Consider the following 26457-nt stretch of genomic DNA (forward strand, 5'->3'; position numbering starts at 1 on the left):
CGGAGCGGTCCTCCACCGAGAGACCGCCCTGAGCCGTCGGCGCGGTCAGCGCACCATCCCCGCCTGGTAGGCGATCACCACGAGCTGGGCCCGGTCCCGGGCCCGCAGCTTCACCATCGACCGGCTCACGTGGGTGCGGGCGGTCGCCGGGCTCACCACGAGCCGTTGGGCGATCTCCTCGTTGCTCAGCCCCTCCCCCACCAGGGCGAGCACCTCGCGCTCGCGCTCCGTGAGCAGCGCCAGCTCGGGGAACGTCCGTGGTGCCGCCGGGATCCGGGACGTGAACGCCGCGATGACCCGCCGGGTCACCGACGGCGACAGCAGCGACTCGCCGGCGGCCGCCAGCCGGACCGCCCGCAGCAGCTCCGGCGGTTCGGAGTCCTTGATGAGGAACCCGGCGGCGCCCGCCCGCAGCGCGTCGAACACGTACTCGTCCAGCTCGAACGTCGTCAGCATCACCACGCGGGTGTCCGCGAGCGCGTCGTCGGCGGCGATCTCCCGCAGCGCGCCGATCCCGTCGAGCACCGGCATGCGCACGTCCATGAGCACGACGTCCGGCCGCGCCCGGCGGACCAGCCGCACCGCCTCCGCGCCGTCCGCCGCCTCCCCCGCGAGTTCGAGGTCGTCCTCCGCCTCGATCAGCACCCGCAGCCCCATGCGGACCAGTGCCTGATCGTCGGCGACCGCCACCCGGATGGTCACGGCGCCTCCTCTCCGTCCCGGACGCGGCCGGCCGCGTCCGCCTCGTCGCTCGCCGTGCCTCGCCGTGCCGCGGCTCCCCCGTGCCCGCGCAGCGGAAGCTCGGCCCGCACGGCGAAACCTCCGCCGGGACGCGGGCCGGCCTGGAGCCGGCCGCCCACGGCGCGGGCGCGCTCACGCATCCCCGCGATCCCGCTGCCCTCGGCCGGAGGGGCGTCCGGGCGCGCCGGGCCGTCGTCGGTCACCTCGACCAGCACGTCGGCGTCGCGGTACGCCAGGCGCACCTCGGCCCCCGCCCCGCCCGCGTGCCGGACCACGTTGGTCAGCGCCTCCTGCACGATCCGGTAGGCCGCGTGGTCCACCGCCGACGGGAGCCGTGCAGGGCCGCCCTCGGTGCGCACGGTCGCGGTCCGGCCGGCCGCCGTCACCGCCGCGACGAGGTCGTCCAGCCGCCGCAGCCCGGGAAGCGGCGCCCGATCGGCGGGCGGCTCGGCGCCGTCCGGCGCACGGAACACCGCGAGCGTGCCGCGCAGCTCCTCCAGCGCGTCCTTGCTGGTCTGGCGGATCGCCTCCAGCGACGGCGCCGCCTGCTCGGGGCGCCTGGGCAGCACGTGCAGCGCCACCCCCGCCTGCATGTGGATCACCGACAGGCTGTGGCCGACCAGGTCGTGCACCTCGCGGGCGATGCGCAGCCGCTCTTCGTAGGCCGAGCGGCGCAGCTCCTGTTCCCGCTCGCGGCGGACGCTCTCACGGCGCAGGCGCGCGAGCACCCCGAGCGCGGCCGGGGCGGCGAGCACGAGCAGGGCCGCGAAGGCGGCGACGAGCACGTCGCCGCTCGGCATCCGTTCCCCCGCGCGCAGCAGCGCGGCCGCGAACAGCGGCACCAGCAGCGCGGCCCATGGCGCCCACCTGCGTACCGGCATGGCCGCCGCGAGGGAGAACAGCGTGATGAGCACGGTGACCAGAATCGGGCCGAACCGGTAGCCCAGCGTCAGGTAGCCGGTGACGGCGAGGACCGACACCGCGAACGCCACGTGCGGCCACACCCGGCGCACGGCCAGTGCGCCGGCCGCCGCGACGACGCAGCCGACGGCGGCCGGGGCGAGTTCGAGCGGCCCCGGGCCGCCCGGCGGGTGCGGTCCGCACGGCCCGCAGGGCGGCCGCCACGGTCCGCCGCCGAACGCCTGGCCGTGGGTGGCCGCGAGCAGCATGGCGCCGAGGAGCACCGCCAGCGGCACGTCCACGGCCAGCCGCCGTGCCAGTCCGGTCGCCATGCACCGCCCTCCGCTCATAGGCCCGCCGCGATCGGGCACGCGGTGACCAGGTTCGACGATAGTTCCCGTGCGCGCTCGCCGCGTCGGCCGGCGGGCGTACCCGGGCTACGCCAGGGCGCGTACCGCACGAGCCGCGCGGCGGGCGACGACAGTGGACACCGCCCGCGGCGACCGTGGAGGGCATGAACACCATCGCCACGACCGCGTCGGCGACGCTGGGCGGGCTCGCGGGCCCGCCCTGGGGCGCCGGACCGCCACCGCACGCCCCCTTCGCCGGAGTCGCCATGCTGCTGCTGACCGTTCTCGTGATCGCCATTGCCGTCCTCGTCGTGTCCCGCCGGACGGGCGGACGTCCGCCGTGGGCGCGTCCCACCCCGGAGGAGACGGCGCGGACCGTCCTCGCCGAGCGCTTCGCCAGGGGCGACATCGACGCCGCGGAGTTCCTGGAGCGTGCCGGAGCGCTCAACTGGACGCCGGGCGCCGACAGGTGAGCACCGGGGCACCGGGCCGGCCGGTGGCGGCGGTGCGCGCCGCCGCCACCGGCCGGCCCGCACCCCGGCGGGACGGGCCCCGGTTGCCGCGCGGCGCCCGCCGCACGCTGAACTGCGTGCACGCCGTCATCTCGACCGCCTGGCTCGGCGCGCACGCCGCCGTGGTCGTGCTGCTCGCCATCGGGCTGGCGGCGGACACCCCGGAGCGCGCCGGGACCGGCTACGGCGCCGCCGAGATGCTGATGACCGGCTTCACCCGCCCGGCCGGATTCGCGGCGCTGGCCACCGGCCTGCTGCTCGCGGTGACCACGCCGTGGGGGCTCTTCCGGCACTACTGGGTGTTCGGCAAGCTGCTGCTCACCGCGGCGCTGGTCGTCGGCGGGAACCTCTCCCTCACCCCGGCCGTGCGCGCCATGGCGGCGGCCACGGAGGGCGGGACGGTGCTCCCGCCCTCCGACGAGCGCCTGGCGCTGCTCGTCCCGCTGTGCGTGTCGCTGGGGTTCCTGGTGGCCGCGACGGTGCTGTCGCTGCTCAAGCCGTTCGGCCGGGTCCGGTGGCGGCAGCCGGGATGATATCGGGGGGACAAAAGCCCGCCCGCGCCCGGCGACGGTCGCGGCCCTCGGCACCGTCATCGGTCGAGTGGGGCCTCGGCGGTCACGACGCTCCGTCCCGCGAAATCCGGTTGTGCGCCACGGCTCCGAGGCCGAGAATCGCGGAATGCGCGAAGTGGAGCTCTCCGACGGGATCGTCACGCTGTCCCCACTGCGCATGGACGACGTGGAGGCGCATCTCGCGGGGGAGGACGAGCTGCTCGTCCGCTGGCTCAACGGTGGTCCCGGCACCCGCGAAGGCGTCGCGGCGTACATCCGGGACTGTCAGGAGCAGTGGACGGTCGGGGGGCCGCTCCGCGCGTTCGGCATCCGGGCGGGCGCCGGCAAGGTGCTCGCGGGGACGATCGACCTGAGGTTCGAGGGTGAAGGGCTGACGTCCGGCCAGGTCAATGTCGCCTACGGCCTCTACCCATCCTGGCGAGGACGCGGCCTGGCCACGCGCGCGGTCCTGCTGGTGTCCCGGTACGCCGCGAGTGCGGGCGGGCGGGAGGCGGTGATCCAGGTGGAGCCGGAGAATCCCGCGTCCGCCGCGGTCGCGCGGCGCGCGGGGTTCGTCCTCGGCGCGCGTACCCGCGGCGACGACGGCACGCGGCTGCACTGGTACATCCGGGACCTGCGCGCCGGGCCACGGTGACACCGCGCCGCTTCGGGCCGGGCGGTGCTCCGCGCCGCGTGACCGGCCCGCACCGGACCACACCCCGAGCTGCGCCGGAGTAGGGAGACCGGACGTCCGCCCGCGCTTCGGCTCTCCCGCCACGGGCGCGGTCGCTCAGCCGTCCTCGGGCCGGTATCCGACATCGCGCAGCGACGCGACGATGCCGTCCACGGTGCCGGACTCGGCCGCGCCGTCGATCCCGGTGTCGGCGACGATCACGAACACCCGCACGCCGCCCTCGCCGTGCGGAACGGCCACCGCGTGCACCACGCCGCTCGGCGGCTGGCAGTCGGTGTCCTCCCGCTGGATCTCGGCGTCGACGACGGCGTGGTGCCCCTCCAGGCCGTTGCGCTCGAACTCCTCGACCGAGCGTACGGAGGTCTCGGGCTCGCCCTCGTCGGTCTCGAAGGCGGTGCGCGCCCAGTTGAGCGCGACGGCCTCGGCCATGCCCGCGGTGTCGTCGCTGTCCGAGACGCCCTGCGCGCCCAGGTCGGCGCGGGACCCCCAGGTGGCGCACGGTTCCGGCAGGTACACCGAGGTGCCGCTCATGGCGATCCGCGGAGTGCCGTCCTCGTCCTCGTACCCGCGCATGTGCTCGGGGCCGTCGAACTCCCAGCCGTCGCCGTCCGGGATGTCGTACACCAGCCCCCACTTGGCGGCGGTCGCCACCTGCCAGCCGTCGTGCAGCGGCGGCTGGTCGGGGGCGGCCGTCGGAGAGGGGGCCGACGGGTCCGGCGCCGCCGCCGTCTCCTGCGGCACCGTCGTCTCGGAGGTCTGCGGCGGAGCCGCCTGCGAGGAGTCCCGGCGCAGCGTGATGACGACGACCGCGACGGCGACGATGAGAACGGCGGCGAGCACGAAGGCCAGGACGGCGATCATGATCGGGCTCAGTCCGCCGTTGCCGGGTTCGCGCGGCGCGGGCGCACCGCCGCCCTGGTGCGGGTACTCCCAGCCGTGGTGTGGGGGCTGCTGATTCGGGGGCCACGTCACGGACCCGACTTTAGAGGAAAGTCACGACAAGCCGGTGGCGTGCCCCGATGGTTCGCCGCCGGAACCGCCCGGTCTCAGCCCGCGGCGCGCAGCGCCGCGCGGGCCGCCTCCAGCGTGGTGGTGCGGTAGGCGGCGCCGAACAGGCACACGTGCACCAGCAGCGGGTGGAGCTGGTGCAGCGGGATCCGCCGCCGCCAGCCGTCGGCGAGCGGCGCCGCCTCGTTGTAGGCGTCCCGGACGATGTCCAGGTGCGGCAGGCCGAACAGCGCGAGCATGGCGAGGTCGGTCTCACGATGGCCGCCGTGCGCGGCGGGATCGACGACCACCGCCCCATCCTCCTGCCACAGCACGTTGCCGCTCCATAGGTCGCCGTGGATCCGGGCCGGCGGCTCGGGGTCGCCCGCCAGGTCCTCGACCGCATCGATGACGCGCTCGACCGTGCGCACGTCGCCCGGGGTGAGCGCGCCCCGGTCCGCGGCCAGCCGGAGGTAGGGGGCGAGCCGCTGCTCGGCGTAGAACCGCGGCCAGGACGCGGCCGGCGTGTTGTCCAGCGGCAGCGGCCCGACGAAGCCCTGCCAGGAGGCGCCGAACTCCTCGGCCCCGGACAGGTGCATGGCGGCGAGCTGGTGCCCGAACCGCCGCGCCGCGCGCGGGGACGGCGGCCGCTCCTCGACCCAGGACAGCACGAGCGTGCGCGCGTCCCAGCCCAGTACCTCGGGGACCGGGGAGCCGAAGGAGCGTCCCAGCCAGTCCAGGCCGAGCGCCTCGGCGCGGAACAGACCGTCCAGGTGCCCGTCCGCCGAGGGGTCCACCACCGCCTTCACGAACACCGAGGAGCCATCGCCGAGCCGGACCCGGTGCAGCTCCCACTCGTGCCGGGCGCCCAGGGCGACGGCGGCATCGGCCTCGCGGCCGGTGAGCTCGGTGACGCGCGCGGCGACGGACGGCACGGCGCCTCCCTACCCGCGGCGGTCGCGCTCGTCGAGCAGCGCGGCCAGTTCGCCGGTGAGCCCCTTGGCGGCCGTCTCGATCATGTTGAGCACGGCGCCGAAGCCGTCGTCGCCGCCGTAGTAGGGGTCGGGGACCTCCGGGTTCGGGCCCGCGCCGGGGGCGAAGGAACGGAACAGCCGGATCCGCTCACCGGCGGTCACCGGGTCCGGCGCGAGGGCGCGCAGGTCGGCCAGGTTGTCGGTGTCCATGGCGAGGACGAGGTCACGGGTGCCGAACCAGGCGGGGTCGAACCGCCGTGCCACGTGGTCGACGGTGTAGCCGTGCACCCGCAGCGTGGTGGCGGCCCGGGGATCCATGTCCGCCCCGATGTGCCAGCTGCCGGTGCCGGCGCTGTCCACGCGCACGGCGCCGTCCAGTCCGGCGCGCTCCAGATCGGCCAGCAGTACCTTCTCCGCCATGGGCGAGCGGCAGATGTTGCCGAGGCAGACCAGGCAGACGCGGTACGGTCCGGCGGGGTCGAGAGGTTCCGGCAGGCTCATGACGATTACGGTAACCCAGATACCGGCGCCGCAGCCGGTGAAAACCGCGCCGAATCAGGAGGCGGCCGTGACGGGGATGATCGTGCCGCCGTAGGTGTCCTCGATGAAGCCGGCGACCTCGTCGGAGGCCAGCAGGCCGGCCAGCTCGCGGATGCGCGGGTCGTCCTGGTCGTCGGCGCGGGCGGCCAGCACGTTGACGTACGGGCTGCCTTTGGGCTCCTCCAGCAGGATGGCGTCCTCGTCCGCGCTGAGGCCGGCCTCCAGCGCGTAGTTGGCGTTGACGATGGCGGCGTCGACGTCCTCCAGCGAACGGGGCAGCTGCGCGGCGTCGACCTCCTGGAACTTCAGGTCGCGGGGGTTGTCGTCGATGTCGGACAGCGAGAACGAGCTCTCCTCGGTCCCTTCGGCCAGCGTGAGCAGCCCGCCCTCCTGCAGGAGCAGCAGCGCCCGGTACTCGTTCGTCGGGTCGTTCGGCAGTGCCACGGTCGCACCGTCCGCCAGGTCGTCCAGCGAGTCGGCCTCGAACGAGTACAGCCCGAGCGGCGGCAGGTACACGGGGGCGACCGCGACGAGGTCGGTGCCGCTGTTGGCGTTGTAGTCGTCCAGGAACGGCTCGTGCTGGTAGAGGTTGGCGTCCAGCTCCCCCTCGGCGAGGGCGGCGTTGGGGGCGTTGTAGTCGGAGTACTCCTGGATCCGCAGGTCCAGCCCGGCGTCGGCGGCCAGCTCGTCGCGGACGAAGGTCAGGACCTCGCCGGCCGGGACGGCGGTGGCGCCCACGATGAGCGCCTCCTCTCCGCCGCTTCCGGCGTTCTCCGAGGGAGCGCCACAGGCGGCCAGCCCCAGAGCGGCGACGGCTCCGGCGGCGGTGACGGCGATGCGGCGCATGCGGGGGCTCCTCGGTCGGGATGGGCGGGTCGCGGATACGGGCGGGCCGGGTGGACGGCACGCCACTGTTCCGCGATGGTAGCCAAAGCGGACAATTTACACAGATCTCGGCCGGGTGAGATCGGTCATCGCGCACCCGGTTCGTCCGGCAGCCGGGCGACATCAGCGAAGAAGCCGTCGATCTGCCGGACCACCCTGATGAAGTCGTCGAAGTCCACCGGCTTGGCCACATAGGCGTTGGCGTGCAGCCGGTAACTGCGCACCACGTCCTCCTCGGCCTCGGACGTCGTCAGCACGACGACCGGGATGTGCGCGAGCTCGTCGTCCCGCTTGACCTCCGCCAGCACCTCGCGGCCGTCCTTGCGCGGCAGGTTCAGGTCGAGCAGCACCAGATGCGGGCGCGGGGCGCCGGCGTACTCGCCCTCGCGGCGCAGGAAGCGCAGCGCCTCCACGCCGTCGGTCACCACGTGCAGCCGGTCGCCCACCGCGTGCTCGGCGAAAGCCTCCCGGGTCATCAGGACGTCGCCCGGGTCGTCCTCGACCAGAAGCACCTCGATGGGCTGCGGCATCACACCTCGCTCACGCTCGTTCGATCGACGTCGGCCCGATCCTCGCCCGTCCCCTCGGGCGCGGTGCCGGTCTCCTCCGCGCTCCCGGCCCCGGCCGCGCCGTCCGTCGGCTCCTCCAACGACCGGTCGCGCGTGCCGGTTCCCACGTCGGGCTCCGTGGCCGCCGGGCCGGTGCCGCCCTGAGGGCGGCCCGCGGGCAGCGCCCAGCAGATGCGGGTCCCTGGCTCCTCCGACTCCGCGTCCAGCCAGATGCGGCCGCCGTGGAACTCCACGATCTTCTTGCACATCGCCAGGCCGATCCCGGTGCCCCCGTACTTGTCACGGGTGTGCAGCCGCTGGAAGATCACGAAGATGCGTTCAGCGTACTGCGGCTCGATCCCGATGCCGTTGTCCGCGCAGCAGAACACCCACTCGTCGCCCTCCCGGCGCACGCTGATGTGCACCCGCGCCGGCCGGTCGCCGCGGAACTTCACCGCGTTGCCGACCAGGTTGAAGAACACCTGGGTGAGCAGCGTCCGGTCCCCCGAGACCGTGGGGAGGTCGTCGCCGGTGACGACCGCCTCGGCCTCCTCCAGCGCCGCGTCCAGGCTGCGCAGCGCGTCGTCCAGCGCGGCGTTGAGATCCACCGCCGAGAAGTCGCGGGTGCGTCCGACCCGGGAGAACGCCAGCAGGTCGTTGATCAGCGTCTGCATCCGCTTGGCGCCCTCGACCGCGAAGTCGATGTAGGAGTCGGCCCGCTCGTCCAGCCGGCCGTGGTAGCGGCGCTGCAGCAACTGGCAGAAACTGGCCACCTTGCGCAGCGGCTCCTGCAGGTCGTGGGAGGCGACGTAGGCGAACTGCTCCAGCTCCAGGTTGGACCTGCGCAGCTCCTCGGTCTGGCGTTCCAGGAGCTCGGACTGCTCCTGCAGGGTGCGGCGGGCGGTCGCGACCTCGTGCAGGTCGTGCACGATGCGCTCACGCATGGCGTCGACGTCCCGGCCGACCTGCTGGATCTCCGGCGGGCCGTGCAGCACGATGCGGTGCGCGTAGTAACCGTCGGAGACCTGCTGGAGGTGGCGGCCGAGCTCGTCCATGGGGCGCAGCACCCAGTGCCGGAGCATCACCCACAGGAACGCGCACAGCACGAGCACCACCAGGCAGACCAGGGAGAGCAGCGCGACGAGCTGCTGGGTGGCCGTGCTCTGGCCCTCACGGGCGTCGCGCAGCTCGGCGTCGATGTGCGCCTCGGCGACGTTGGCCGCGCTGCGCATGTCGTTGAACCGCTCCCGGCCCAGCCGGTAGTCCTGCGCCGTGACCTCCTCACCGCGGTCGACCTTGTCGAGCGTGGGTTCGGCGAAGTCACGGTGCCACGCCTCACCGGCCGCGATCAGCGCGCGGATGTCGCTGTCGATGGCGGCGTTGGTCCCGGCGACCTCCTCCAGCTGCGGCTGCGCCTCCTCCAGCGCGTAGCGCCCCTGCTGATAGGGGGAGAGGAACTCCACGTCGTGGGTGAGGGCGTAACCGCGGACCCCGTTGTCCTGGTTGAGGTAGGCGGCCACGGTCCGCTGCACGGCGCTCTGCGCGGGGGTGAGTTCGTCGACCTGGCGCAGGACGGCGTCATGGGCCTGGATGGCGCTCAGCGTGATGGTGACCACCGAGGCGACCAGCACCACCGCGACCGCGGCCAGCAGGACGCTGACCCGGCGGCGCAGCGGCCAGCGGTCGCTCTCGGGGAGCCAGCGCCGCGGGCGCCGGCGGCCGGGGCCGAACCCCGGACCGTCCCCCGGCGCGCCGCCCGAGCGGGGGGTGCTCACGGGTCCGTCCCGTGCGTGATGAGCAGCATGGCGACGTCGTCCTGCAGCGGGCCGCCGTTGCGCCGTTCCGCCTCGTCGACCAGGCGCTCGGGCAGGTCGACGACCGAGGCGCCCTCGTCGCGGACCTGCCGCAGGATGCGGCACAGCCCGCCGACCTCCAGCCGCTCCGGAGGCGCGCCGTCGTAGGCGTCGACCAGGCCGTCGGTGTACAGCAGCAGCGTGGCGCCCCGCGGGAACGGCCACTCGTCCACCGAGCGGTCGGAGTCGGGGAAGACGCCCAGCGGCGGGCGCGGCGAGGCGGCCACCTCGTGGATGTCCTCGCCCGCGAGCACCAGCGGCGGCGGGTGCCCGAACAGCCGGATGCGCAGCGTCTCGGTCCCGGTGTCGAGGCTGGCCTGGCACAGCGTCGCGTACATCTCGTCCTGGGTGCGCTCGGTCAGCAGGATCTCCTCCAGCGCGGGCAGCAGCTCCTCCTCGGGGACCCCGCCCATGACCAGCGCCCGCCAGGCGATGCGCAGGTTCACGCCCAGCGCCGCCTCGTCCGGGCCGTGCCCGCTGACGTCGCCGATGATGACGTGGGTGGTGCCGTTCTTCTCGACGGCGTCGAAGAAGTCACCACCGACCAGGGCGCGTTTGCGGCCGGGGCGGTAGAAGGAGCGGTGGCTCAGCGGGGAGCGGTCCAGCAGCACCTGCGGCAGCAGCCCCCGCTCCAGGCGCATGTTCTCGCGGGCGTACAGTTCGGCCTCGCGGAGCTGGCGCGCGTTCTCGTCGGAGCGCTGCCGCTCGACCGAGTAGCGCAGGCTGCGCGCCAGCAGCGACCCGTCCACCTGTCCCTTGACCAGGTAGTCCTGCGCACCGGCCGCGACGGCGGCGGCGCCCTCGTGCTCGTCGTTGAGGCCGGTGAGCACGACGACGGCCGCGGACTCGGCCGTCGTGAGCACCTCGCGCAGCAGCTCCATGCCGGCGGCGTCGGGCAGGTTGAGATCGAGCAGCACGCAGCCGCGGAAGGCGGGCAGCAGGTCGCGGGCGGCGCGCAGCGTCTCGACCCACGTGATGCTGGCGTCGAGCGCGGTGTCGGCCAGCAGTTCCTCCACCAGGAACGCGTCCTGCGGATCGTCCTCGATCAGCAGGATCTCCACGCTCTCGGCGGCACCCGGGGAGTCGGCCGCCGCGGCGGCCTCGGGCGCGGGGCCCGCGTGTCCCGCCCTCGCGGCTGCGGAGTCTGTCACTGCCACGGACTGGTATCCCGTTTCCTTGGTATCCCTGGTATCCACATCGCCTCTACCCACGGCGTCCTCGTGTTCGTCGTCCCCCGACGCCTGTACAACGCGCTCGCGGGCGTCCTCGGCTCCCCCTGCCGGTCCGCGGCGCTCCGGAATCCCCCCACCGCCGGCCGCGGCGGCCGGCGGTGTGGCTTGAGTCAGCCCGCGAAATCGCGGTGCCGAGACGGCTCAGACGATAATCGCCGGTCTTCCACCACCGCCAGCGGGAGTACGGGCCCCGTCTCGCGACTCCGGGGGGCGGGAGAACGCGGCGGGATGATCCGGGGATCGTCTCACCGTCGCCAGGATACCCCCCGGCGCCCATGCGGAACGGGCACGTCGCGGCGGGTCCGTACCCGGTCACCCACGGTCCGGCGGCGGCTCGCCGGTGGCCACGGGACGCCGCACACCGCGAGCGTTCACGACATGGTGTCGTAATGACCTTGACAGTGCCACCCGGCTTGCTGACATGATGTCAGTAAAATTGCGGTCCGCCACGGAAGTGCCAGGCGTCCGGGCGGCGGCCGGCACTGCGGCGCGAGGGGATGGGTGGACGTGACTGCGGACCAGCACACGACGGTCGAGGACGAGGCCGCGCCCCCCTTCTCCGAGCGGCTCCGGACCGCGACGTGGGACCGGCACGAGGACGCCGAGGGGCAGGGCTTCACGCAGGCGCTGCTCGCCGGTCGGCTGTCCCGCGAGGGCTACGCCGCCATGGTCGCGCAGCACTACTTCGCCTACACGGCGCTGGAGGAGGTCGCCGAGGCGCTGGCCGGCGACCCGGTCGCCGGGCCCGTGGTGACCCGGGAGCTGGACCGCGTGCCGGCGCTGCGCCGCGACCTCGCCGCGCTGTACGGCCCGCATTGGGGCCACACCATCCGCCCGAGCCGCCCGACCGCCACCTACGTCGCCCGCATCCGGCAGATGCTCGACTGGCCCGCCGGGTTCGTCGCCCACCACTACACCCGCTACCTCGGCGACCTGTCCGGCGGGCAGTTCATCCGCCGGATCGCCGCCCGCAGCTACGGGCTGGACGCCGAAGCCGGCGTCGCCTTCTACGACTTCGGCGCCCTGGGCAGCCTGCCCGCGTTCAAGGCCGGCTACCGCGAGCGCCTGGACGCCCTGCCGATCGGCGAGAGCGAACGGCGGCGCGTCGTCGACGAGACCCGGCTGGCCTACCAGCTCAACGTCGAGGTGCTGGCCGATCTCGGCCGCCGGTACCCCGCCGACCTGGTGGCCTGACCGCCCCGCGCGGCAGGTGCGCGAGGCCGGCCGAGGTCGGCCGCGCGGCGGCGGGCCACCGGAGGACGGACCGGTGACCCCCGCCGCGTGCGACGATAGGTGCCATGCCCAAGATCTCGGCCCCGACCATCGCCGCGCACCGCGCCCAGACGCGGGAACGGATCATGACGGCGGTCGCGTCCCTCACCCGTACGCAGGGGATCGACGAGATCTCGATGACCGACGTCGCCGCGGCCGCCGGTATCACCCGCACCGCGCTGTACAACTACTTCCCGGACAAACCCGCGCTGCTGCTGGCCTTCACCGAGCAGGTCACCTCCGGCTTCGTCGCCCGGTACCGGGACGAGCTTCCCGCGGACGCCACCGCGGCGGAGCGGGTGTCGGTGTTCGTGCGGTTCCAGCTGGAGGGGATCATCCAGCACCCGCATCCCGCCGCGGCCGAGCTGGGCGCGAGCCTCGGCCCGGACGCCTACCAGGCGCTCGCCGACCACGTCGCCCCCATGCAGCAGCTGCTCGTGGAGATTCTGCGGGCCGGCGTGACGGCCGGGGAGTTCGACCCGGTGCCGGCCGAGGCGACCGCGAAGCTGGTGCTCGCGCTGGTCGGAGCGCAGCGGGTCCCGCTGTCCCGCGGTGAGACGTCCTTCGACGACGCGCACGCCCTGGTGACCACGTTCACGCTACGGGCCCTGGGCGTGGACGCCGGGACCGCCGGGCGGGCGGTCGGGCGGAGGGCGTAGCACACCTTCCGCTCCGCTGTCCCACGGAGTGGCCGTAACCGGCCCAGAACCGACATCGCACGACACCCCCGGCGGTTTCTCCGGCAGAATCGGGAGCCGTCCGATATCCCGTTCTCCGTTCGGAGGGACGCCGAAGGTGTCGCTCGCGCTGATCATCGTCGGTGCCGCCCTCGTCTCGGTCGCACTGTTCAACCGGGTGCCCCGGATCGCGGCGCGGCGCGGCGCTGAGCGTCCGCAGCCGCCGGGCGGAGCCCCCTTTCGCGTCGGCGGTGCAGGGGAGCGCGGCGGCGCGCGCGACCAGAGGCACCGAGCGGCGAGGCCGCAGCGGTACCGGGTGACCGCCGGGCCGGCCCCGGACCGCCGGGCATCCCGGATCCGCGCCGTGCCGGCGCGGCTGACCGAGACCGGGCGGGCGACGCTGACCGCCGTCGGCGGGAGCATGCTCATCGCCGCGGTCTTCCTCGCGCTCTCGGGGCTGTGACCGGCCCCGGAACAGCGCCGGGCGGCGGCTCAGCGCCCCCGGATCCGGCGCCGGAGCGCGGCCACGGCCGCGGCCGTCGCGGCGGCACCGGTCAGCGCCACCGCGGCCATGGCGGCCTCCCTCCGGCGGCGGCGCCGGGTGACCACGGCGACCGCGGCGGCCCGCTGGCCGGGATCGAAGCGCCCGCCGCACCGGGCCGGGTCGAGCTCGTCGGGCCGCCAGAACCCCGGCCACGGCCGCAGCGGATGCGCCGGGGCGGCGCGGAGCCCGCCGTCCGGCAGCCGTGGGGTGAATCCGTTGACCCCGTCGACCCGGCGGCGCGGCTTGAGCCGCGGCCGGTCCCCGGACGCCGGCCACGGAACGGGCGATGCGACGGTCAGCGGGTCCGGGCCCGTGTAACGGAGCTCGCCCGGGGCGTTGTGCAGCAGTTCGGCGAGCAGCTGGGCGCAGGCCCGCGCGTCGCCCAGGGCGGTGTGCTGGCCGGTGGGCCAGTGGCCGTTCAGCGCGTGGCTGGCCCACGGCAGCGAGTAGCGCGTCAGGTCGACCTGGGACCGCAGCGCGCGTAGCGTGCACAGGCCCGGCAGGCCGTCGGGAAGGCGGTCGGCGAACGCCGGCTCGGCCGCCAGAAAGCCCTCCTCGAAGTCGAGCTTGTGCCCCACGATGACCGCCCCGGCGCACAGCGCGGCGAGCTCGCCGGCGATGTCGGCGGCGGTGGGCGCCCCCACCACGTCGCTGTCGCCGATGCCGTGGAACTCCCGGCCGGTGACGGGGACTCCAGGGTCGAGCAGCGTGGTGAACTCGCGGAGCACCGTGCCGTCGCCGCGCATCCGCAGCACCGCGATCTCACAGACCCGCGCCCCGGCCGCCGGGTTCAGGCCGGTCGTCTCCATGTCGATGACCGCGTACTCCAGATCCCGCGCCGGGCGGCCGGCCCGGGTCCGGGTCAAGGCCCCCATCCGGAATCCCCACCGGCCGGCACGGCCGTCGTCCCGCACGTGTTCGCCCCTGTCTGCGTCGTTGCTCGTCGGCCAGGTGTCCCGCCGCGGCGGCTCCCGGGCCCGACGCTCGACCCTACCCGCTGCGGCCGACGCCGCCGGAGCGGGCGCGGGCACGGCGGCTCCGGGGCGGCCCGGGCCGGGCCGGGCACGGCGGTTATGCTCGGCCACGTCCGGAACGGCGCGATCGCCGGCCTCCGTACCTCCCCCGCTTCCCCCGCCCCGCCGACCGCCCCGACGCGTGTGAGGATCGCCATGCCCGAGACCCCGCTGCCCGCCCACGCTCCCCTCGTCGAGGTCGTCCGCTCGGGATTCCGGGAGGGGGTGCACTACGGGGCCGCCGTCGGTCTGACGGCCGCCGGAGAGGTCGGCTACGCGCGCGGGCCGGTGGCGGAGCCCATGTTCCCGCGGTCCGCGGCCAAGCCGTTCCAGGCCCTCGCCTGCCTGCGCGCCGGCGCCGAACTCACGGGCGAGCGGCTGGCGATCGCGGCCGGCAGCCACGCTGGCTCCGACGCCCACGTCGCGACGGTGCGCGGCATGCTCGCCGCGGCCGGGCTCACCCCCGAGGCGCTGCGCTGCCCGCCCGACTGGCCGCTCGACCGCGCGGCCCGCGACACCGTGCTGCGCGCCGGTGGCGGGCCGGACCGGCTGCGGATGAACTGCTCCGGCAAACACGCCGCGATGCTCACCGCCTGCGTTCGGCAGGGCTGGGACACCGCCGGCTACCTGAACCCCGGCCATCCGCTGCAGACACTGGTCCGCGCCGCCGTCGAGGAGAAGTGCGCGGAGCCCGTCGCGCACACCGCCGTCGATGGCTGCGGCGCGCCCCAGTTGGCGGTGTCCCTCACCGGCCTGGCCCGCGGCCTCCGCGCGATGGCGCGCGCCGATGCCGGCTCCCACGAGGCCGCCGTCCTGGACGCCATGCGCACGCACCCGGAGTTCGTGGCCGGGGAGGGCCTGGCGGACACGCTCGTGATGCGCCGGCTGCCCGGCGCAGTGTCCAAGCGCGGCGCCGAGGGAGTGGTGGTGATCGGCGTTCCGTCCGGCGAGACGGCCGCCGTGAAGATCAGCGACGGCGACGCCACCGGGCGCGCCGCCACCATGGTGGCGCTGACCGCGCTGGCCGCGCTCGGCGTCGACGTCGGCCCGGTGGCCGAGCTGCTGAGCCGCCCGGTGCTCGGCGGCGGTGAGCCGGTGGGCGTCGTGCGGCCCCTGGCCGGCTGACCGCCGTCCCTCCGGGGCGTTCCCGGCGGCGATTCCCGGAATCACCGGCGATCCGCCCATCGTTGGCATAGCCGGGGGCTCGGGCCGCCGCCCGGCGCGGCACCGGTATACCGGACCCGGAGCCGTCCGGTACGAGGAGTGGAGGTCGGATGCGCGACGTCGTGGTCGTCGGCGGCGGGATGGCGGGACTGGGCACCGCGGAGGCGCTGCGCGCCGCCGGGTTCGACGGCACCGTCACGCTGGTCGGCGAGGAGCATCACCGCCCCTACTCCCGTCCGCCGCTGTCCAAGGAACTGCTCACCGGCAAGGGCACGCCCAGAAGTCTCGTGCTGCGCGACGAACCGGAGTTCGACGCCCTCCACCTCGATCTTCGGCTCGGTCGCCGGGCCGAACGGCTGCTCCCCGGCGAGCGCGCGGTCGAACTCGACGACGGCACGCTCGTGCGCGGTGACGCCGTCGTCATCGCCACCGGCGCCGCCGCCCGCCGTCCCGGCACCGGCCTCGCCGGTGTGCACGTGCTGCGCACCCTCGACGACGCCGAAGCCGTGCGGGCCGGGCTGGAGGCCGTCGACCGCGTCGTGGTGGTCGGTGCCGGTTTCATCGGCGCCGAGGTCGCGGCGAGCGCGCGCACCCTCGGCCTGGACGTCACCCTCATCGAGGCCGCGCCGACCCCGATGACCCGGGTGGTCGACCCGCGGGTGGGCGCGGTGCTCACCGAACTGCACCGCGACAATGGCGTGGACGTCCGCCTCGGGGTCGGAGTGACCGGCTTCGAAGGCAGCGACGGCCGGGTGACGCGCGTCCGGCTCGCCGACGGCAGCGCGGTGGAGACCCCCATGGTGGTGGCGGGGCTGGGCGTGCGGCTGAACACCGACTGGCTCGCGGGATCCGGCGTCGAACTCGCCGGCGGCGCCGGTGGCGTGCTGCTCGACGCCCACTGTGAGACGACCGTGCCCGGCGTCTACGCGGCCGGCGACCTCGCCAACTGGCCGCACCCGCGCTACGGCGGCCGGCTGCGGCTGGAGCACTGGACGAACGCCGGGGAGCAGGCGTCGGTGGTCGCCCGCAACCTGCTCGCCGGCGACGGCCGCCGCGAGACCTACGCCCCCGTCCCGTACTTCTGGTCCGACCAGTACGGCATGAAGGTGCAGTTGATCGGCCAGGCCGCCCCGGCCGACACCGTGGAGTTCGTGCACGGCTCGCCGCAGGACCGCAAGTTCGTGGCGTTCTTCGGCCGCGCCGGGATGCTCGTCGGCGTACTGGGGCTGCGATCCACCGCCAAGGTCATGCGGTACCGTCCGTTGCTCGTGGAGTCCACCACGTGGGAGCAGGCCCTCGCCGCCGCCGGCCGGCAGCGCCCCGCGTGACCGCAGTGGCCGGAGGAACTTCCATGCCACGACGGACATCGGTGTCGGTCTCGCGCGTCATCCCGGCCGCCGCGCCGGTCGTGTTCGGCATCATCGCCACCCCGGCGGCGCACGCGGACCTCGACGGCTCGCGGCGGATGGCCCCGGCCATGAGCACCACACTGGCGCGGCTGGCCGCCGCGGCCGGCCGGCTCCCCCGGCGCGCCTAGTCGCACCCCCCACCGCCAGGGCGGAAGGGCGTGGCGGTCAGCCTTCGATCTCGATGGCCTGTTTGGGGCACATCCGGGCGGCCTCCTCCACCCGGTCCCGCCACTCCTCCGACGGTTCCTCCTGAAGTACGTAGAGGAAGTCGTCGTCACGCACCTCGAACACCTCGGGGACGATGCCCATGCAGACGGCGTTGCTCTCGCAGCGGTCGAAGTCGACGTTCACTCGCATCGCGTGTCCCATCTCACTCGTCGCGGTGTCACCGCGAGCCTATCCCCGTGCCGGGACGCCGGCGCGGTCCGCCGGCGTCCCCACCGGTCACTGAGAAGCGAACCGGTCCGTCGCCTCGATGAGGTGGTGCAGGATGCCGGGCTCGTTGTAGGCGTGCCCGGCGTCGTCGACCAGGTGGAACTCCGCCTCCGGCCACGCCCGGTGCAGGTCGAAGGCCGTCTTGGGCGGGGTGCACACGTCATAGCGCCCCTGGACGATGACGCCCGGGATGGAGCGCAGCTTCCCGGCGTTCTCGATGAGCTGCCCCGGGCTCAGGAACCCGCCGTGCACGAAGAAGTGGTTCTCGATGCGGGCGAACGCCAGCGCGTAGGCCGGCTCGGCGAAGTCCGAGCGCATCCGCTCGTTCGGCCGCAGCGAGATCGTGGACCCCTCCCACACGCTCCACGCCTGCGCCGCCGCCAGCCGCACCGCCGGGTCCGGGGAGTTCAGCCGCTCCGAGTAGGCGCCGATGAGGTCGTCGCGCTCCTCCTCCGGGATCGGCGCCAGGTAGGCCTCCCACTCGCCGGGGAACAGGAACGAGGCGCCGTTCTGGTAGAACCAGCGCAGCTCCTCGTTGCGCAGCGTGAAGATGCCCCGCAGGATCAGCTCGCTGACCCGCTCGGGGTGCTCCTCGGCGTAGGCGAGCGCCAGCGCGCTGCCCCACGACCCGCCGAAGACCTGCCAGCGTTCCACCCCCACCATCCGGCGCAGCCGCTCGATGTCGGCCACCAGGTTCCACGTGGTGTTCGTGTGCAGCTCGGTCTCCATGCGGCTGGCGTGCGGGGTGCTGCGCCCGCTGTTGCGCTGGTCGAACAGCAGGATGCGGTACCGCGCCGGATCGAACAGCCGGCGGTGGTCCGGGGTGCAGCCCGCCCCGGGCCCGCCGTGCAGGAACACCACCGGCTTACCGGTCGGGTTACCGCACAGTTCCCAGTAGACGCGGTTCCCGTCGCCGACATCGAGCATCCCGCTGTCATAGGGCTCGATGGGCGGATACAGCGTGCGCATGGAGAGCGCCCTTCTAGAACGAGGTGGTTGTCGTGCTGGGGCCACACGCGTCCGGAGACCGAAGCGGCGGGGGATCGGCCGGTCCAGCGGACCGGGAAGCCGGGGCGCCGGGCCCCGGGCGGAGCCGCGGCGACGTGGGAGGGGGTCACGTGCGCGACGGTGGACGTCTCGCCGCCGGCGGTGGAGGAGGACGGCGTCCGCCCCGGGAACGCGTGCGCGGGTTCCGGCCGCGCCCCGGATACCGTCCCGCCGAGAGGCGCGGAGTCGCGGGCGATGAGCCGGCGCCCCGCTGGGAGTGGCCTCGGGAACGGATGGGCAGCGCACCGAAGGACCGGGAGGCGTGACCGCCGCGCAACTCGTCCATCGGCCCAATCCTAGACGTGCGGCGCCCCGTGAACGGTCGGTCCGGCATACCCGCGACCGGCCCGGTCGGCGGGCCCGGCCGCGCCGCGCGCGCCCGAACCGGCGTCGCGGTCACCGCACCGCATAGTGACGGGCACACCGCGCTCCGCTACAGTGACTCCAGTCACAGCCTGCGCGCGGGGAGGGCACCATGTCCCAGCCGGCCACCGAAACGTTCCGGGCCGCCCGGGACCTGCTGCTCCGTCACCGGACCGATCCGGAGGCCGCCCGGCAGGCGTTCACCTGGCCGCGCCCCGACCCGTTCAACTGGGCGCAGGACCACTTCGACGTCGCCGCCGGCCAGCACCCCGACCGCTGCGCGCTGTGGGTGATCGACGACGACGGCACCGAGACGCGGCTGAGCTACGCCGAACTGTCCCGCCGCTCCCGCCAGGTCGCCAACTGGCTGCGCGCCCAGGGCGTGCACCGCGGCGACCGGGTGCTGGTGATGCTCGGCAACCGGGCCGAACTCTGGGAGACCACGCTGGCCGCGATCCGGCTGGGCGCGGTGCTCATCCCCGCGACGCCCCTGCTGGCCGAGACCGACCTCGCCGACCGGATCGAACGCGGCCGGGTCGCGCACGTGATCGCGGACGCCGCCGAGACCGGCAAGTTCGCGCGGATCGGCGGCCACTGGACCCGCATCTCGGTCGGCCAGGTCGCCGGGTGGCTGAGCTACGCCGACTCCGCGCACGCCGGGGCGGAGTTCGAGCCCGACGGCCCCACGCGCGCCGACGATGAGCTGCTGCTCTACTTCACGTCCGGCACCACCGCCACACCCAAGCTGGTGCGGCACACCCACGCGTCCTACCCGATCGGGCACCTGTCCACGATGTACTGGATCGGCGTCCAGCCCGGCGACGTGCACCTCAACATCTCCTCCCCCGGCTGGGCCAAGCACGCGTGGAGCAACGTGTTCGCGCCGTGGAACGCCCAGGCCACCGTGCTGGTGGTCGACCAGAGCCGGTTCGACGCCACCCGGCTGCTGGCGGCGATCGTGCGGTGCGGCGTCGACACCTTCTGCGCGCCGCCCACCGTGTGGCGGATGCTCATCCAGGCCGACCTGGGCGCGTGGCGGGTCCCGATCCGGGAGGCCCTGGCCGCCGGAGAGCCGCTGAACCCCGAGGTCATCGAGCAGGTCCGGCGGGCCTGGGGCCTCACGGTCCGCGACGGGTTCGGGCAGACCGAGACCACCGCGCTCGTCGGCAACCCGCCCGGGACGGAGGTGCGGCCCGGCTCGATGGGCCGGCCGCTGCCCGGCTACACCGTGGTGCTGGAGGATCCCGTCACCGGGGAGCCCGCCGAGCAGGGCGAGCTGTGCGTGGACCTCGCCGACCGGCCGGTGGGCGTGACGACCGGGTACGGCGACAGCGACGACCGCACCGCTCAGGCGGTGCGCAACGGGCGCTACCACACCGGCGACATCGCGGCCCGCGACGGCGACGGCCGCATCACCTACATCGGCCGGGCCGACGACGTCTTCAAGGCGTCGGATTACCGGATCTCCCCGTTCGAACTGGAGAGCGTCCTCATCCAGCACGAGGCGGTCGCCGAGGCCGCGGTGGTGCCCTCCCCCGACCCGGTCCGGCTCGCGGTGCCCAAGGCCTACGTCGCGCTCGCCGCGGGCGCGGCCCCCGGCCCCGACCTGGCCCGCTCCATCCTCGCGCACGCCCGCGAACGGCTCGCCCCCTACAAGCGCGTGCGGCGCCTGGAGTTCGCCGAGCTGCCCAAGACGGTCTCCGGCAAGATCCGCCGCGTCCAGCTGCGCGGGCTGGAGGACGCCCGCGGACCCGTCACCGACGGCGCGCGCAACCCGGGCGAGTACTGGGAGGAGGACTTCCCGGGGCTCAAGGAGCGCTAGCGGACCGGTTCCGCCGCCCCGGCCGCGGCCCCGGCCGCTGAGCGGGGACGTTAGGGTGTTGGGGGTGCCTGGGGAGGGAAAAGGAACACATGTCAAGTACCAATGACACCCGCGTCGTCAGCTACCAGCCGCTGGTCGCCCCCGCGGACGTCCTCGCCGAACTGCCCATGGGGCCGGAGCGCGCCGCCCTCGTCGAGGATGCCCGCAACGAGGTCAAGCGGGTCCTCGACGGCGACGACGACCGGCTGCTCGTGATCGTCGGGCCGTGCTCGGTGCACGACCCCGCCGCCGCGCTGGAGTACGCCGAGCGTCTCAAGGCGCTCACCCCGGCCGTCGAGGACGAACTCCGGGTGGTCATGCGGGTGTACTTCGAAAAGCCGCGCACCACCCTCGGGTGGAAGGGCCTCATCAACGACCCCGGCCTGGACGAGAGCTACGACGTGCACCGCGGCCTGCGCACCGCCCGCAAGCTGCTGCTGGACATCGGCTCGCTCGGCGTCCCGGCGGGCACCGAGTTCCTCGATCCCATCACACCGCAGTACATCGCCGACGCGGTCGCCTGGGGCGCCATCGGGGCCCGGACCACCGAGAGCCAGGTGCACCGCCAGCTCGGCAGCGGACTGAGCATGCCGGTCGGCTTCAAGAACGGCACCGACGGCGACGTGCAGGTCGCCGTCGACGCGTGCGGCGCGTCCGCCGCCGCGCACACCTTCTTCGGCGTCGACCCGGCCGGCGCCGGCGCGGTCGTGACCACCTCGGGCAACCCCGACTGCCACGTGATCCTGCGCGGCGGCCGGTCCGGCCCCAACTTCGACGCCGACAGCGTCCAGAGCGCGCTCGACGTCATCGAGGCCGCCGGGCTGCCCCGCCGGCTGATGATCGACGCCAGCCACGCCAACAGCGGCAAGGACCACCGCCGCCAGCCGGCCGTCGCCGAGGCCATCGCCGCGCAGGTGTCCGCGGGCGAGCACGGCATCATCGGCGTGATGCTGGAGAGCTTCCTGCTGGAGGGCGCCCAGCGGCTCGGTGACCCGGCCCGGCTCGCCTACGGCCAGAGCATCACCGACGCCTGCATGGGCTGGGAGACCACCGAGAGCGTCCTGGCCGGCCTCGCCGAGGCGGTCCGCCAGCGCCGCAAGACCGCCCGCTGACGGGCCCCGAACCACCGCACTCCACGGCCGCCGTCCCACCGGACGGCGGCCGTCGGCGTTCCCCGGCCGCCGGGCGCGGGACCGCGCCGGACGGGCGCGCCCCTGTGCCCGCGAGGCGGGCGCTGCTACGCTGATGCCGGTCGCCGACCCCGCACGGGAGAGCGTCCGCGCAGCCAGCGTGGGCCGCCGAAGGAGCAAGTCCTCCCCAGAGAACCTCTCAGGCGCACCGGACCGCGCGGGCGAGACCACTCTGGAAAGCAGGGGCCGCGCGCCCCTCGCCGAAGGTGCAAGCCACACCGTGGCGAAGCTCTCAGGCTCCGATGACAGAGGGGGAGGATGGCACCGCCAACGGCCGACATTGACGACCATCCTCTCAGGAGACTCCATGAGCGCGCCCGCAGCCGCGACCGAACCCCGTAGAACCCCGCTGTACGAGGTGCACGAACGGCTCGGCGCCACACTGGTCGACTTCGCCGGCTGGCTGATGCCGCTGCGCTACGGCAGCGAGACCGGCGAGCACCGCGCGGTCCGCGAGGCGGCCGGGCTGTTCGACCTGTCCCACATGGGAGAGATCCTGGTCCGCGGCCCCCAGGCGGACGCCTTCCTGGACTACGCCCTGGTCGGCCATCTCTCCGCGGTCACGCCCGGGCGGGCCCGCTACACGATGATCACCGCCGAAGACGGCGGCGTCCTCGACGACCTCATCGTCTACCGGCTCGCCGACGACGAATACCTCGTGGTCGCCAACGCCGCCAACACCGGCACCGTCGTCGCCGCTCTGCGCGAGCGCGCCGCCGGATTCGACACCGAGATCGCCGACGAATCCGCCGAGTACGCGCTGATCGCCGTCCAGGGCCCGCGCGCCGCCGACATCCTCGCGGCGCTCACCGACGCCGACCTCTCCGGCATCCGCTACTACGCCGGGTACCGGCACACCGTCGCCGGCCGGCCCGTGCTGCTCGCCCGCACCGGCTACACCGGCGAGGACGGCTTCGAGCTCTTCGTCCGCCCCGGCTCCGCCGCCACCGCCCTGTGGGACGCGCTGACCGCGGCCGGCCAGGCGCACGGCCTGGTGCCGGCCGGCCTGTCCGCCCGCGACACGCTACGGCTGGAGGCCGGCATGCCGCTGTACGGCAACGAGCTCACCGCCGACGTCACCCCGTACGAGGCCGGGCTGGGCCGGGTGGTCAAACTCGACAAGCCGGGTGACTTCGTCGGCCGGCGGGCCCTGGCCGAGCGCGCCGAGAGCGGCCCCGCCCGCACCCTGGTCGGGTTGGTCGCCCGCGGTCGGCGCGTCCCCCGGCAAGGGCACACCGTGCTGCGCGAGGATCAGCCGGTCGGCGTCGTCACCAGCGGCGCGCCCTCTCCGACACTGGGCCGCCCGATCGCGGTGGCCTATGTCGACGCCGGGGTCGACATCGCGGCCGGATCGTTCGCCGTGGACGTGCGCGGCCGCGCCGAACCCGTCGACGTGGTCGAGCTTCCGTTCTACCGGCGGGAGCGCTGAACCGCGGAGTCCGCCCCGGCCCACCGCTTCGGGCGCGGGCGTCGGAGCAGATCAGTGTCGTCAGCCCGGACACCGCGCTGACCGGCCGTGCTGGATAATGGAATACCTCCTGGAGAGTTGAATTGAGCGTTCCCGCGGAGCTGGGTTACACGAGCGAGCACGAGTGGGTGGCCATCAACGAGGGCGTCGCCACCATCGGCATCACGGCCTTCGCCGCCGAGGCGCTGGGCGACATCGTCTTCGTCGAGCCCCCCGAGGTCGGGTCGACCGTCACGGCGGGCGAACCCTGCGGCGAGGTCGAGTCCACCAAGTCGGTCAGCGAGATCTACGCACCCGTCAACGGCGAGGTGGTGGACGTCAACCGCACAGCGGTGGAGGAGCCCGAACTGGTCGGCACCGACCCGTACGGCCAGGGCTGGCTGTTCAAGGTGGAGCTCGCGGACGAACCAGCCGATTTGCTCACCCCGGAGCAGTACACGCAGCTGACCGAAGGTGAAGGTTAACGACATGGCCGCCGAGACCAATCCGCTCAACCAGACACTGGCCGAGCTCGACCCGGAGGTCGCTGTCGCCGTCGGCGCCGAACTGGCCCGGCAGCGCGACACCCTGGAGATGATCGCCTCGGAGAACTTCGCCCCGCAGGCGGTCCTGGAGGCCCAGGGGACGGTGCTCACCAACAAGTACGCCGAGGGCTACCCGGGCCGCCGCTACTACGGGGGCTGCGAGCACGTCGACGTCGTGGAACAGCTCGCCATCGACCGCGCCAAGGCGCTGTTCGGCGCCGAGCACGCCAACGTCCAGCCGCACTCCGGGGCGCAGGCCAATACGGCCGTGTACTTCGCCCTGCTCAAGCCCGGCGACACCATCCTCGGCCTCGACCTCGCGCACGGCGGGCACCTCACGCACGGCATGCGGATCAACTACTCCGGCAAGATCCTCAACGCCATCGCCTACCACGTGCGCGACTCCGACGGCACCATCGACTATGACGAGGTCGAGGCGCTCGCCAAGGAGCACCAGCCCAAGATGATCGTCGCCGGCTGGTCCGCCTACCCGCGTCAGCTCGACTTCGCCCGGTTCCGCGAGATCGCCGACCAGACGGGCGCGCTGCTCATGGTCGACATGGCGCACTTCGCCGGTCTGGTGGCCGCCGGCCTGCACCCCAACCCGGTGCCGTTCGCCGACGTCGTCACCACCACCACCCACAAGACCCTGGGCGGGCCGCGCGGCGGGCTGATCCTCGCCAAGGAGGAGCTGGGCAAGAAGATCAACTCGGCGGTGTTCCCCGGCATGCAGGGCGGCCCGCTGGAGCACGTCATCGCGGCCAAGGCGGTGGCGCTCAAGCTCGCCGCCGGCGAGGAGTTCGCCGACCGGCAGCGCCGCACGCTCGCGGGCGCCCGCATCCTCGCCGAGCGGCTGACCCGGCCGGACGCCGTCGCGGCCGGCGTGAACGTGCTCAGCGGCGGCACCGACGTGCACCTGGTGCTGGTCGACCTGCGCGAGTCCCGGCTGGACGGCCGGCAGGCCGAGGACCGGCTGCACGAGATCGGCATCACGGTCAACCGTAACGCCGTGCCGAACGACCCGCGGCCGCCCATGGTCACCTCGGGTCTGCGCATCGGCACCCCGGCCCTGGCCACGCGCGGCTTCGACGAGGACGACTTCACCGAGGTGGCCGACATCATCGCCGCCGCGCTGCAGCCCGACCACGACGCCTCCGCGCTGCGGAACCGCGTCACCGCCCTGACCCGCAAGCATCCGCTGTACCCCGGGCTGAGCTGACCCGGCGGGCGGCCGGACCTCCGGCCGCCCGTCCGCCCGGCCCCCGAACCGCAGGAGTTGGCAGGACCCATGGCCATCAGTGTGTTCGACCTGTTCAAGGTGGGGATCGGCCCCTCCAGTTCGCACACCGTCGGGCCGATGAAGGCCGCCCGGACGTTCACGGCCGGGCTCCGCGAGGCCGGACTGCTGCCGCGGGTCGCCGGAGTGCGCGCCGAGCTGTACGGCTCGCTCGCCCTCACCGGCAAGGGGCACGGCAGCGACACCGCCGTGATCCTCGGCCTGCTCGGCGAGACCCCCGAGGACGTCGACGTGGAGGCGGTCCCGAAACTGCTCGCGGATGTCACCGACCACGGCCGGCTAGCGCTGGGCGGTGAGCACGAGATCGCGTTCACGCCGCGGGAGAACGTCGACTTCCGCCGCCGCGAGACGCTGCCCGGCCACCCCAACGGGATGCGGTTCACCGCGCACGACGCCGACGGCACGGAACTGCGCTCCCGGGTGTACTACTCGGTGGGCGGCGGCTTCGTGGTGGACGAGCAGGCCGCGGGCGCCGACCGGATCAAGCCGGACGACACCGCGCTGCCCTACCCGTTCGGCACGGCCGCCGAACTGCTCGGCCTGTGCCGCGAGACCGGCATGTCGATCAGCGCCCTGATGCTCGCCAACGAGCGCGCGTTCGGCCGCTCCCCCGCACAGGTCCGCGCCGAGCTGCTGGAGATCTGGCGGGTGATGCGGCAGTGCGTCCGGCGCGGCGTCACCACCGAGGGGACACTGCCCGGCGGCCTGCGGGTCCCCCGGCGCGCGCACCGGCTGTACCGGCAGCTCGGCGGACGCTGCGACGACACCGGCCTGGCGGCCCCGCCGCCCGAGTCCGCGGGCGGCGACCCGATGCGCGGCGCCGACTGGGTGACGCTGTACGCCCTCGCCGTCAACGAGGAGAACGCGGCCGGCGGCCGGGTGGTGACCGCACCCACCAATGGCGCCGCCGGGATCGTGCCCGCCGTGCTGCACTACTACCGGCACTTCACCCCGGGCGCCGACGAGGACGGAGTCGTGCGGTTCCTGCTGACGGCGGGCGCCATCGGCATCCTGTTCAAGCAGAACGCGTCCATCTCGGGCGCCGAGGTGGGCTGCCAGGGGGAGGTCGGCTCGGCGTCCTCGATGGCCGCCGCCGGATTCGCCGAGGTCCTGGGCGGCACCCCGGCCCAGGTGGAGAACGCCGCCGAGATCGCGATGGAGCACAACCTCGGCCTGACCTGCGACCCGATCGGCGGCCTGGTGCAAGTGCCGTGCATCGAACGCAACGCCCTGGCGTCGGTCAAGGCGATCAGCGCGGCCCGCATCGCGCTGCGCGGGGACGGCAGCCACTTCGTGTCCCTGGACAAGGTCATCAAGACCATGCGGGACACCGGACGCGACATGCACGACAAGTACAAGGAGACCAGCCGGGGCGGGCTGGCGGTGAACGTCATCGAGTGCTGATCACCTCGCAGCAGTACATGTA

Annotated in this window: 27 protein-coding genes and 1 riboswitch; of the genes, 15 read left to right on the top strand and 12 right to left on the bottom strand. The window is 74.1% G+C overall.

Annotation, left to right across the window (positions count from 1 at the left end; translation table 11 throughout):
* Nucleotides 1-45: 45 nt before the first annotated feature.
* Both ACFQRF_RS19725 and ACFQRF_RS19730 read right to left on the bottom strand, forming a co-directional pair.
* A complete protein-coding gene (locus ACFQRF_RS19725) occupies nucleotides 46-702 on the bottom strand; it encodes a response regulator (RefSeq protein WP_379872608.1) in 657 nt (218 codons plus the stop codon).
* Nucleotides 699-1973, bottom strand: a complete 1275-nt coding sequence (locus ACFQRF_RS19730; protein ID WP_379872609.1) for a sensor histidine kinase — start codon at nucleotides 1971-1973, stop codon at nucleotides 699-701. The genes ACFQRF_RS19725 and ACFQRF_RS19730 overlap by 4 nt, the downstream gene beginning before the upstream one ends.
* A gap of 182 nt (nucleotides 1974-2155) precedes the next feature.
* Between ACFQRF_RS19730 and ACFQRF_RS19735 the strand changes: the two genes are divergently transcribed.
* From ACFQRF_RS19735 to ACFQRF_RS19745, 3 genes are all read left to right on the top strand, one after another.
* Nucleotides 2156-2464, top strand: a complete 309-nt coding sequence (locus ACFQRF_RS19735; protein WP_379872610.1) for an SHOCT domain-containing protein — start codon at nucleotides 2156-2158, stop codon at nucleotides 2462-2464.
* Complete coding sequence (locus ACFQRF_RS19740; protein WP_379872611.1) at nucleotides 2461-3036, top strand: hypothetical protein; 576 nt, start codon at nucleotides 2461-2463, stop codon at nucleotides 3034-3036. Before ACFQRF_RS19735 ends, ACFQRF_RS19740 begins: the two co-directional genes overlap by 4 nt.
* 145 nt (nucleotides 3037-3181) lie before the next feature.
* The gene (locus tag ACFQRF_RS19745; protein WP_379872612.1) at nucleotides 3182-3709 is read left to right on the top strand and encodes a GNAT family N-acetyltransferase; all 528 of its coding nucleotides are present in this window, start codon (nucleotides 3182-3184) and stop codon (nucleotides 3707-3709) included.
* A 135-nt stretch (nucleotides 3710-3844) separates the two neighbouring features.
* Here ACFQRF_RS19745 and ACFQRF_RS19750 read toward each other — a convergent pair whose 3' ends face one another.
* The 7 genes from ACFQRF_RS19750 to ACFQRF_RS19780 all read right to left on the bottom strand — a co-directional run bounded on the left by ACFQRF_RS19750 (nucleotide 3845) and on the right by ACFQRF_RS19780 (nucleotide 10692).
* Nucleotides 3845-4720 carry a DUF8017 domain-containing protein gene (locus ACFQRF_RS19750; protein ID WP_379872613.1) on the bottom strand — a complete coding sequence of 292 codons (876 nt, stop codon included), beginning with the start codon at nucleotides 4718-4720 and terminating at the stop codon, nucleotides 3845-3847.
* A gap of 74 nt (nucleotides 4721-4794) precedes the next feature.
* Nucleotides 4795-5670: a fructosamine kinase family protein gene (locus ACFQRF_RS19755; protein WP_379872614.1), complete on the bottom strand. Its 876-nt coding sequence runs from the start codon at nucleotides 5668-5670 to the stop codon at nucleotides 4795-4797.
* A gap of 9 nt (nucleotides 5671-5679) precedes the next feature.
* Nucleotides 5680-6210, bottom strand: coding sequence for a low molecular weight protein-tyrosine-phosphatase (locus ACFQRF_RS19760; protein WP_379872615.1), 531 nt, complete (start codon nucleotides 6208-6210; stop codon nucleotides 5680-5682).
* 54 nt (nucleotides 6211-6264) lie between these two features.
* A complete protein-coding gene (locus ACFQRF_RS19765) occupies nucleotides 6265-7095 on the bottom strand; it encodes a MetQ/NlpA family ABC transporter substrate-binding protein (protein ID WP_379872616.1) in 831 nt (276 codons plus the stop codon).
* Between the two features lie 125 nt (nucleotides 7096-7220).
* Complete coding sequence (locus tag ACFQRF_RS19770; protein ID WP_379872617.1) at nucleotides 7221-7664, bottom strand: response regulator; 444 nt, start codon at nucleotides 7662-7664, stop codon at nucleotides 7221-7223.
* Nucleotides 7664-9457 carry a sensor histidine kinase gene (locus ACFQRF_RS19775; RefSeq protein WP_379872618.1) on the bottom strand — a complete coding sequence of 598 codons (1794 nt, stop codon included), beginning with the start codon at nucleotides 9455-9457 and terminating at the stop codon, nucleotides 7664-7666. The genes ACFQRF_RS19770 and ACFQRF_RS19775 overlap by 1 nt, the downstream gene beginning before the upstream one ends.
* Entirely contained in the window at nucleotides 9454-10692 is a 1239-nt protein-coding gene (locus ACFQRF_RS19780; protein WP_379872619.1) for a PP2C family protein-serine/threonine phosphatase, read from the bottom strand. The genes ACFQRF_RS19775 and ACFQRF_RS19780 overlap by 4 nt, the downstream gene beginning before the upstream one ends.
* A 576-nt stretch (nucleotides 10693-11268) precedes the next feature.
* Here ACFQRF_RS19780 and ACFQRF_RS19785 point away from each other — a divergent pair.
* The 3 genes from ACFQRF_RS19785 (at nucleotide 11269) to ACFQRF_RS19795 (ending at nucleotide 13179) form a co-directional block, all read left to right on the top strand.
* A complete protein-coding gene (locus tag ACFQRF_RS19785) occupies nucleotides 11269-11961 on the top strand; it encodes a biliverdin-producing heme oxygenase (protein ID WP_379872620.1) in 693 nt (230 codons plus the stop codon).
* A gap of 104 nt (nucleotides 11962-12065) precedes the next feature.
* On the top strand, nucleotides 12066-12698 hold the full coding sequence (locus ACFQRF_RS19790; protein WP_379872621.1) for a TetR/AcrR family transcriptional regulator: 633 nt from the start codon (nucleotides 12066-12068) through the stop codon (nucleotides 12696-12698).
* Between the two features lie 136 nt (nucleotides 12699-12834).
* A complete protein-coding gene (locus tag ACFQRF_RS19795) occupies nucleotides 12835-13179 on the top strand; it encodes a hypothetical protein (protein WP_379872622.1) in 345 nt (114 codons plus the stop codon).
* Nucleotides 13180-13208: 29 nt separating this feature from the next.
* On the opposite strand, the gene ACFQRF_RS19800 is transcribed toward ACFQRF_RS19795, so the two are convergent.
* Nucleotides 13209-14135, bottom strand: a complete 927-nt coding sequence (locus ACFQRF_RS19800) for a 3'-5' exonuclease (protein WP_379872623.1) — start codon at nucleotides 14133-14135, stop codon at nucleotides 13209-13211.
* 294 nt (nucleotides 14136-14429) lie between these two features.
* On the opposite strand from ACFQRF_RS19800, the gene ACFQRF_RS19805 reads away from it, so the two are divergent.
* The 3 genes from ACFQRF_RS19805 (at nucleotide 14430) to ACFQRF_RS19815 (ending at nucleotide 16974) form a co-directional block, all read left to right on the top strand.
* Nucleotides 14430-15398, top strand: a complete 969-nt coding sequence (locus tag ACFQRF_RS19805; RefSeq protein WP_379872624.1) for an asparaginase — start codon at nucleotides 14430-14432, stop codon at nucleotides 15396-15398.
* A 149-nt stretch (nucleotides 15399-15547) separates the two neighbouring features.
* The gene (locus ACFQRF_RS19810; protein WP_379872625.1) at nucleotides 15548-16765 is read left to right on the top strand and encodes an NAD(P)/FAD-dependent oxidoreductase; all 1218 of its coding nucleotides are present in this window, start codon (nucleotides 15548-15550) and stop codon (nucleotides 16763-16765) included.
* 23 nt (nucleotides 16766-16788) lie between these two features.
* Nucleotides 16789-16974, top strand: a complete 186-nt coding sequence (locus ACFQRF_RS19815; protein ID WP_379872626.1) for an SRPBCC family protein — start codon at nucleotides 16789-16791, stop codon at nucleotides 16972-16974.
* Between the two features lie 37 nt (nucleotides 16975-17011).
* Here the strand turns inward: ACFQRF_RS19815 and ACFQRF_RS19820 are convergent, their stop codons facing one another.
* Both ACFQRF_RS19820 and pip read right to left on the bottom strand, forming a co-directional pair.
* A complete protein-coding gene (locus tag ACFQRF_RS19820; RefSeq protein WP_379872627.1) occupies nucleotides 17012-17203 on the bottom strand; it encodes a ferredoxin in 192 nt (63 codons plus the stop codon).
* A gap of 87 nt (nucleotides 17204-17290) precedes the next feature.
* Nucleotides 17291-18250: a prolyl aminopeptidase gene (pip, locus tag ACFQRF_RS19825; protein ID WP_379872628.1), complete on the bottom strand. Its 960-nt coding sequence runs from the start codon at nucleotides 18248-18250 to the stop codon at nucleotides 17291-17293.
* Nucleotides 18251-18803: 553 nt separating this feature from the next.
* On the opposite strand from pip, the gene ACFQRF_RS19830 reads away from it, so the two are divergent.
* The 6 genes from ACFQRF_RS19830 to ACFQRF_RS19855 all read left to right on the top strand — a co-directional run bounded on the left by ACFQRF_RS19830 (nucleotide 18804) and on the right by ACFQRF_RS19855 (nucleotide 26435).
* Complete coding sequence (locus tag ACFQRF_RS19830) at nucleotides 18804-20513, top strand: AMP-binding protein (RefSeq protein WP_379872629.1); 1710 nt, start codon at nucleotides 18804-18806, stop codon at nucleotides 20511-20513.
* 89 nt (nucleotides 20514-20602) lie between these two features.
* The gene (locus ACFQRF_RS19835; RefSeq protein ID WP_379872630.1) at nucleotides 20603-21664 is read left to right on the top strand and encodes a 3-deoxy-7-phosphoheptulonate synthase; all 1062 of its coding nucleotides are present in this window, start codon (nucleotides 20603-20605) and stop codon (nucleotides 21662-21664) included.
* Nucleotides 21665-21904: 240 nt separating this feature from the next.
* Nucleotides 21905-22001, top strand: a riboswitch (glycine riboswitch).
* Nucleotides 22002-22049: 48 nt separating this feature from the next.
* On the top strand, nucleotides 22050-23171 hold the full coding sequence (gene gcvT / locus ACFQRF_RS19840; protein ID WP_379872631.1) for a glycine cleavage system aminomethyltransferase GcvT: 1122 nt from the start codon (nucleotides 22050-22052) through the stop codon (nucleotides 23169-23171).
* A 122-nt stretch (nucleotides 23172-23293) separates the two neighbouring features.
* Nucleotides 23294-23674 (top strand): glycine cleavage system protein GcvH, encoded by a 381-nt coding sequence (gene gcvH / locus ACFQRF_RS19845; protein WP_379872632.1) that lies wholly within the window; start codon nucleotides 23294-23296, stop codon nucleotides 23672-23674.
* A gap of 4 nt (nucleotides 23675-23678) precedes the next feature.
* Nucleotides 23679-24953 carry a serine hydroxymethyltransferase gene (gene glyA / locus ACFQRF_RS19850; RefSeq protein ID WP_379872633.1) on the top strand — a complete coding sequence of 425 codons (1275 nt, stop codon included), beginning with the start codon at nucleotides 23679-23681 and terminating at the stop codon, nucleotides 24951-24953.
* A 69-nt stretch (nucleotides 24954-25022) separates the two neighbouring features.
* Nucleotides 25023-26435: an L-serine ammonia-lyase gene (locus tag ACFQRF_RS19855; protein WP_379872634.1), complete on the top strand. Its 1413-nt coding sequence runs from the start codon at nucleotides 25023-25025 to the stop codon at nucleotides 26433-26435.
* Nucleotides 26436-26457: the final 22 nt, after the last annotated feature.

The sequence above is a fragment of the Marinactinospora rubrisoli genome, from assembly GCF_042664915.1.
Taxonomy (GTDB): Bacteria; Actinomycetota; Actinomycetes; order Streptosporangiales; family Streptosporangiaceae; genus Marinitenerispora; species Marinitenerispora rubrisoli.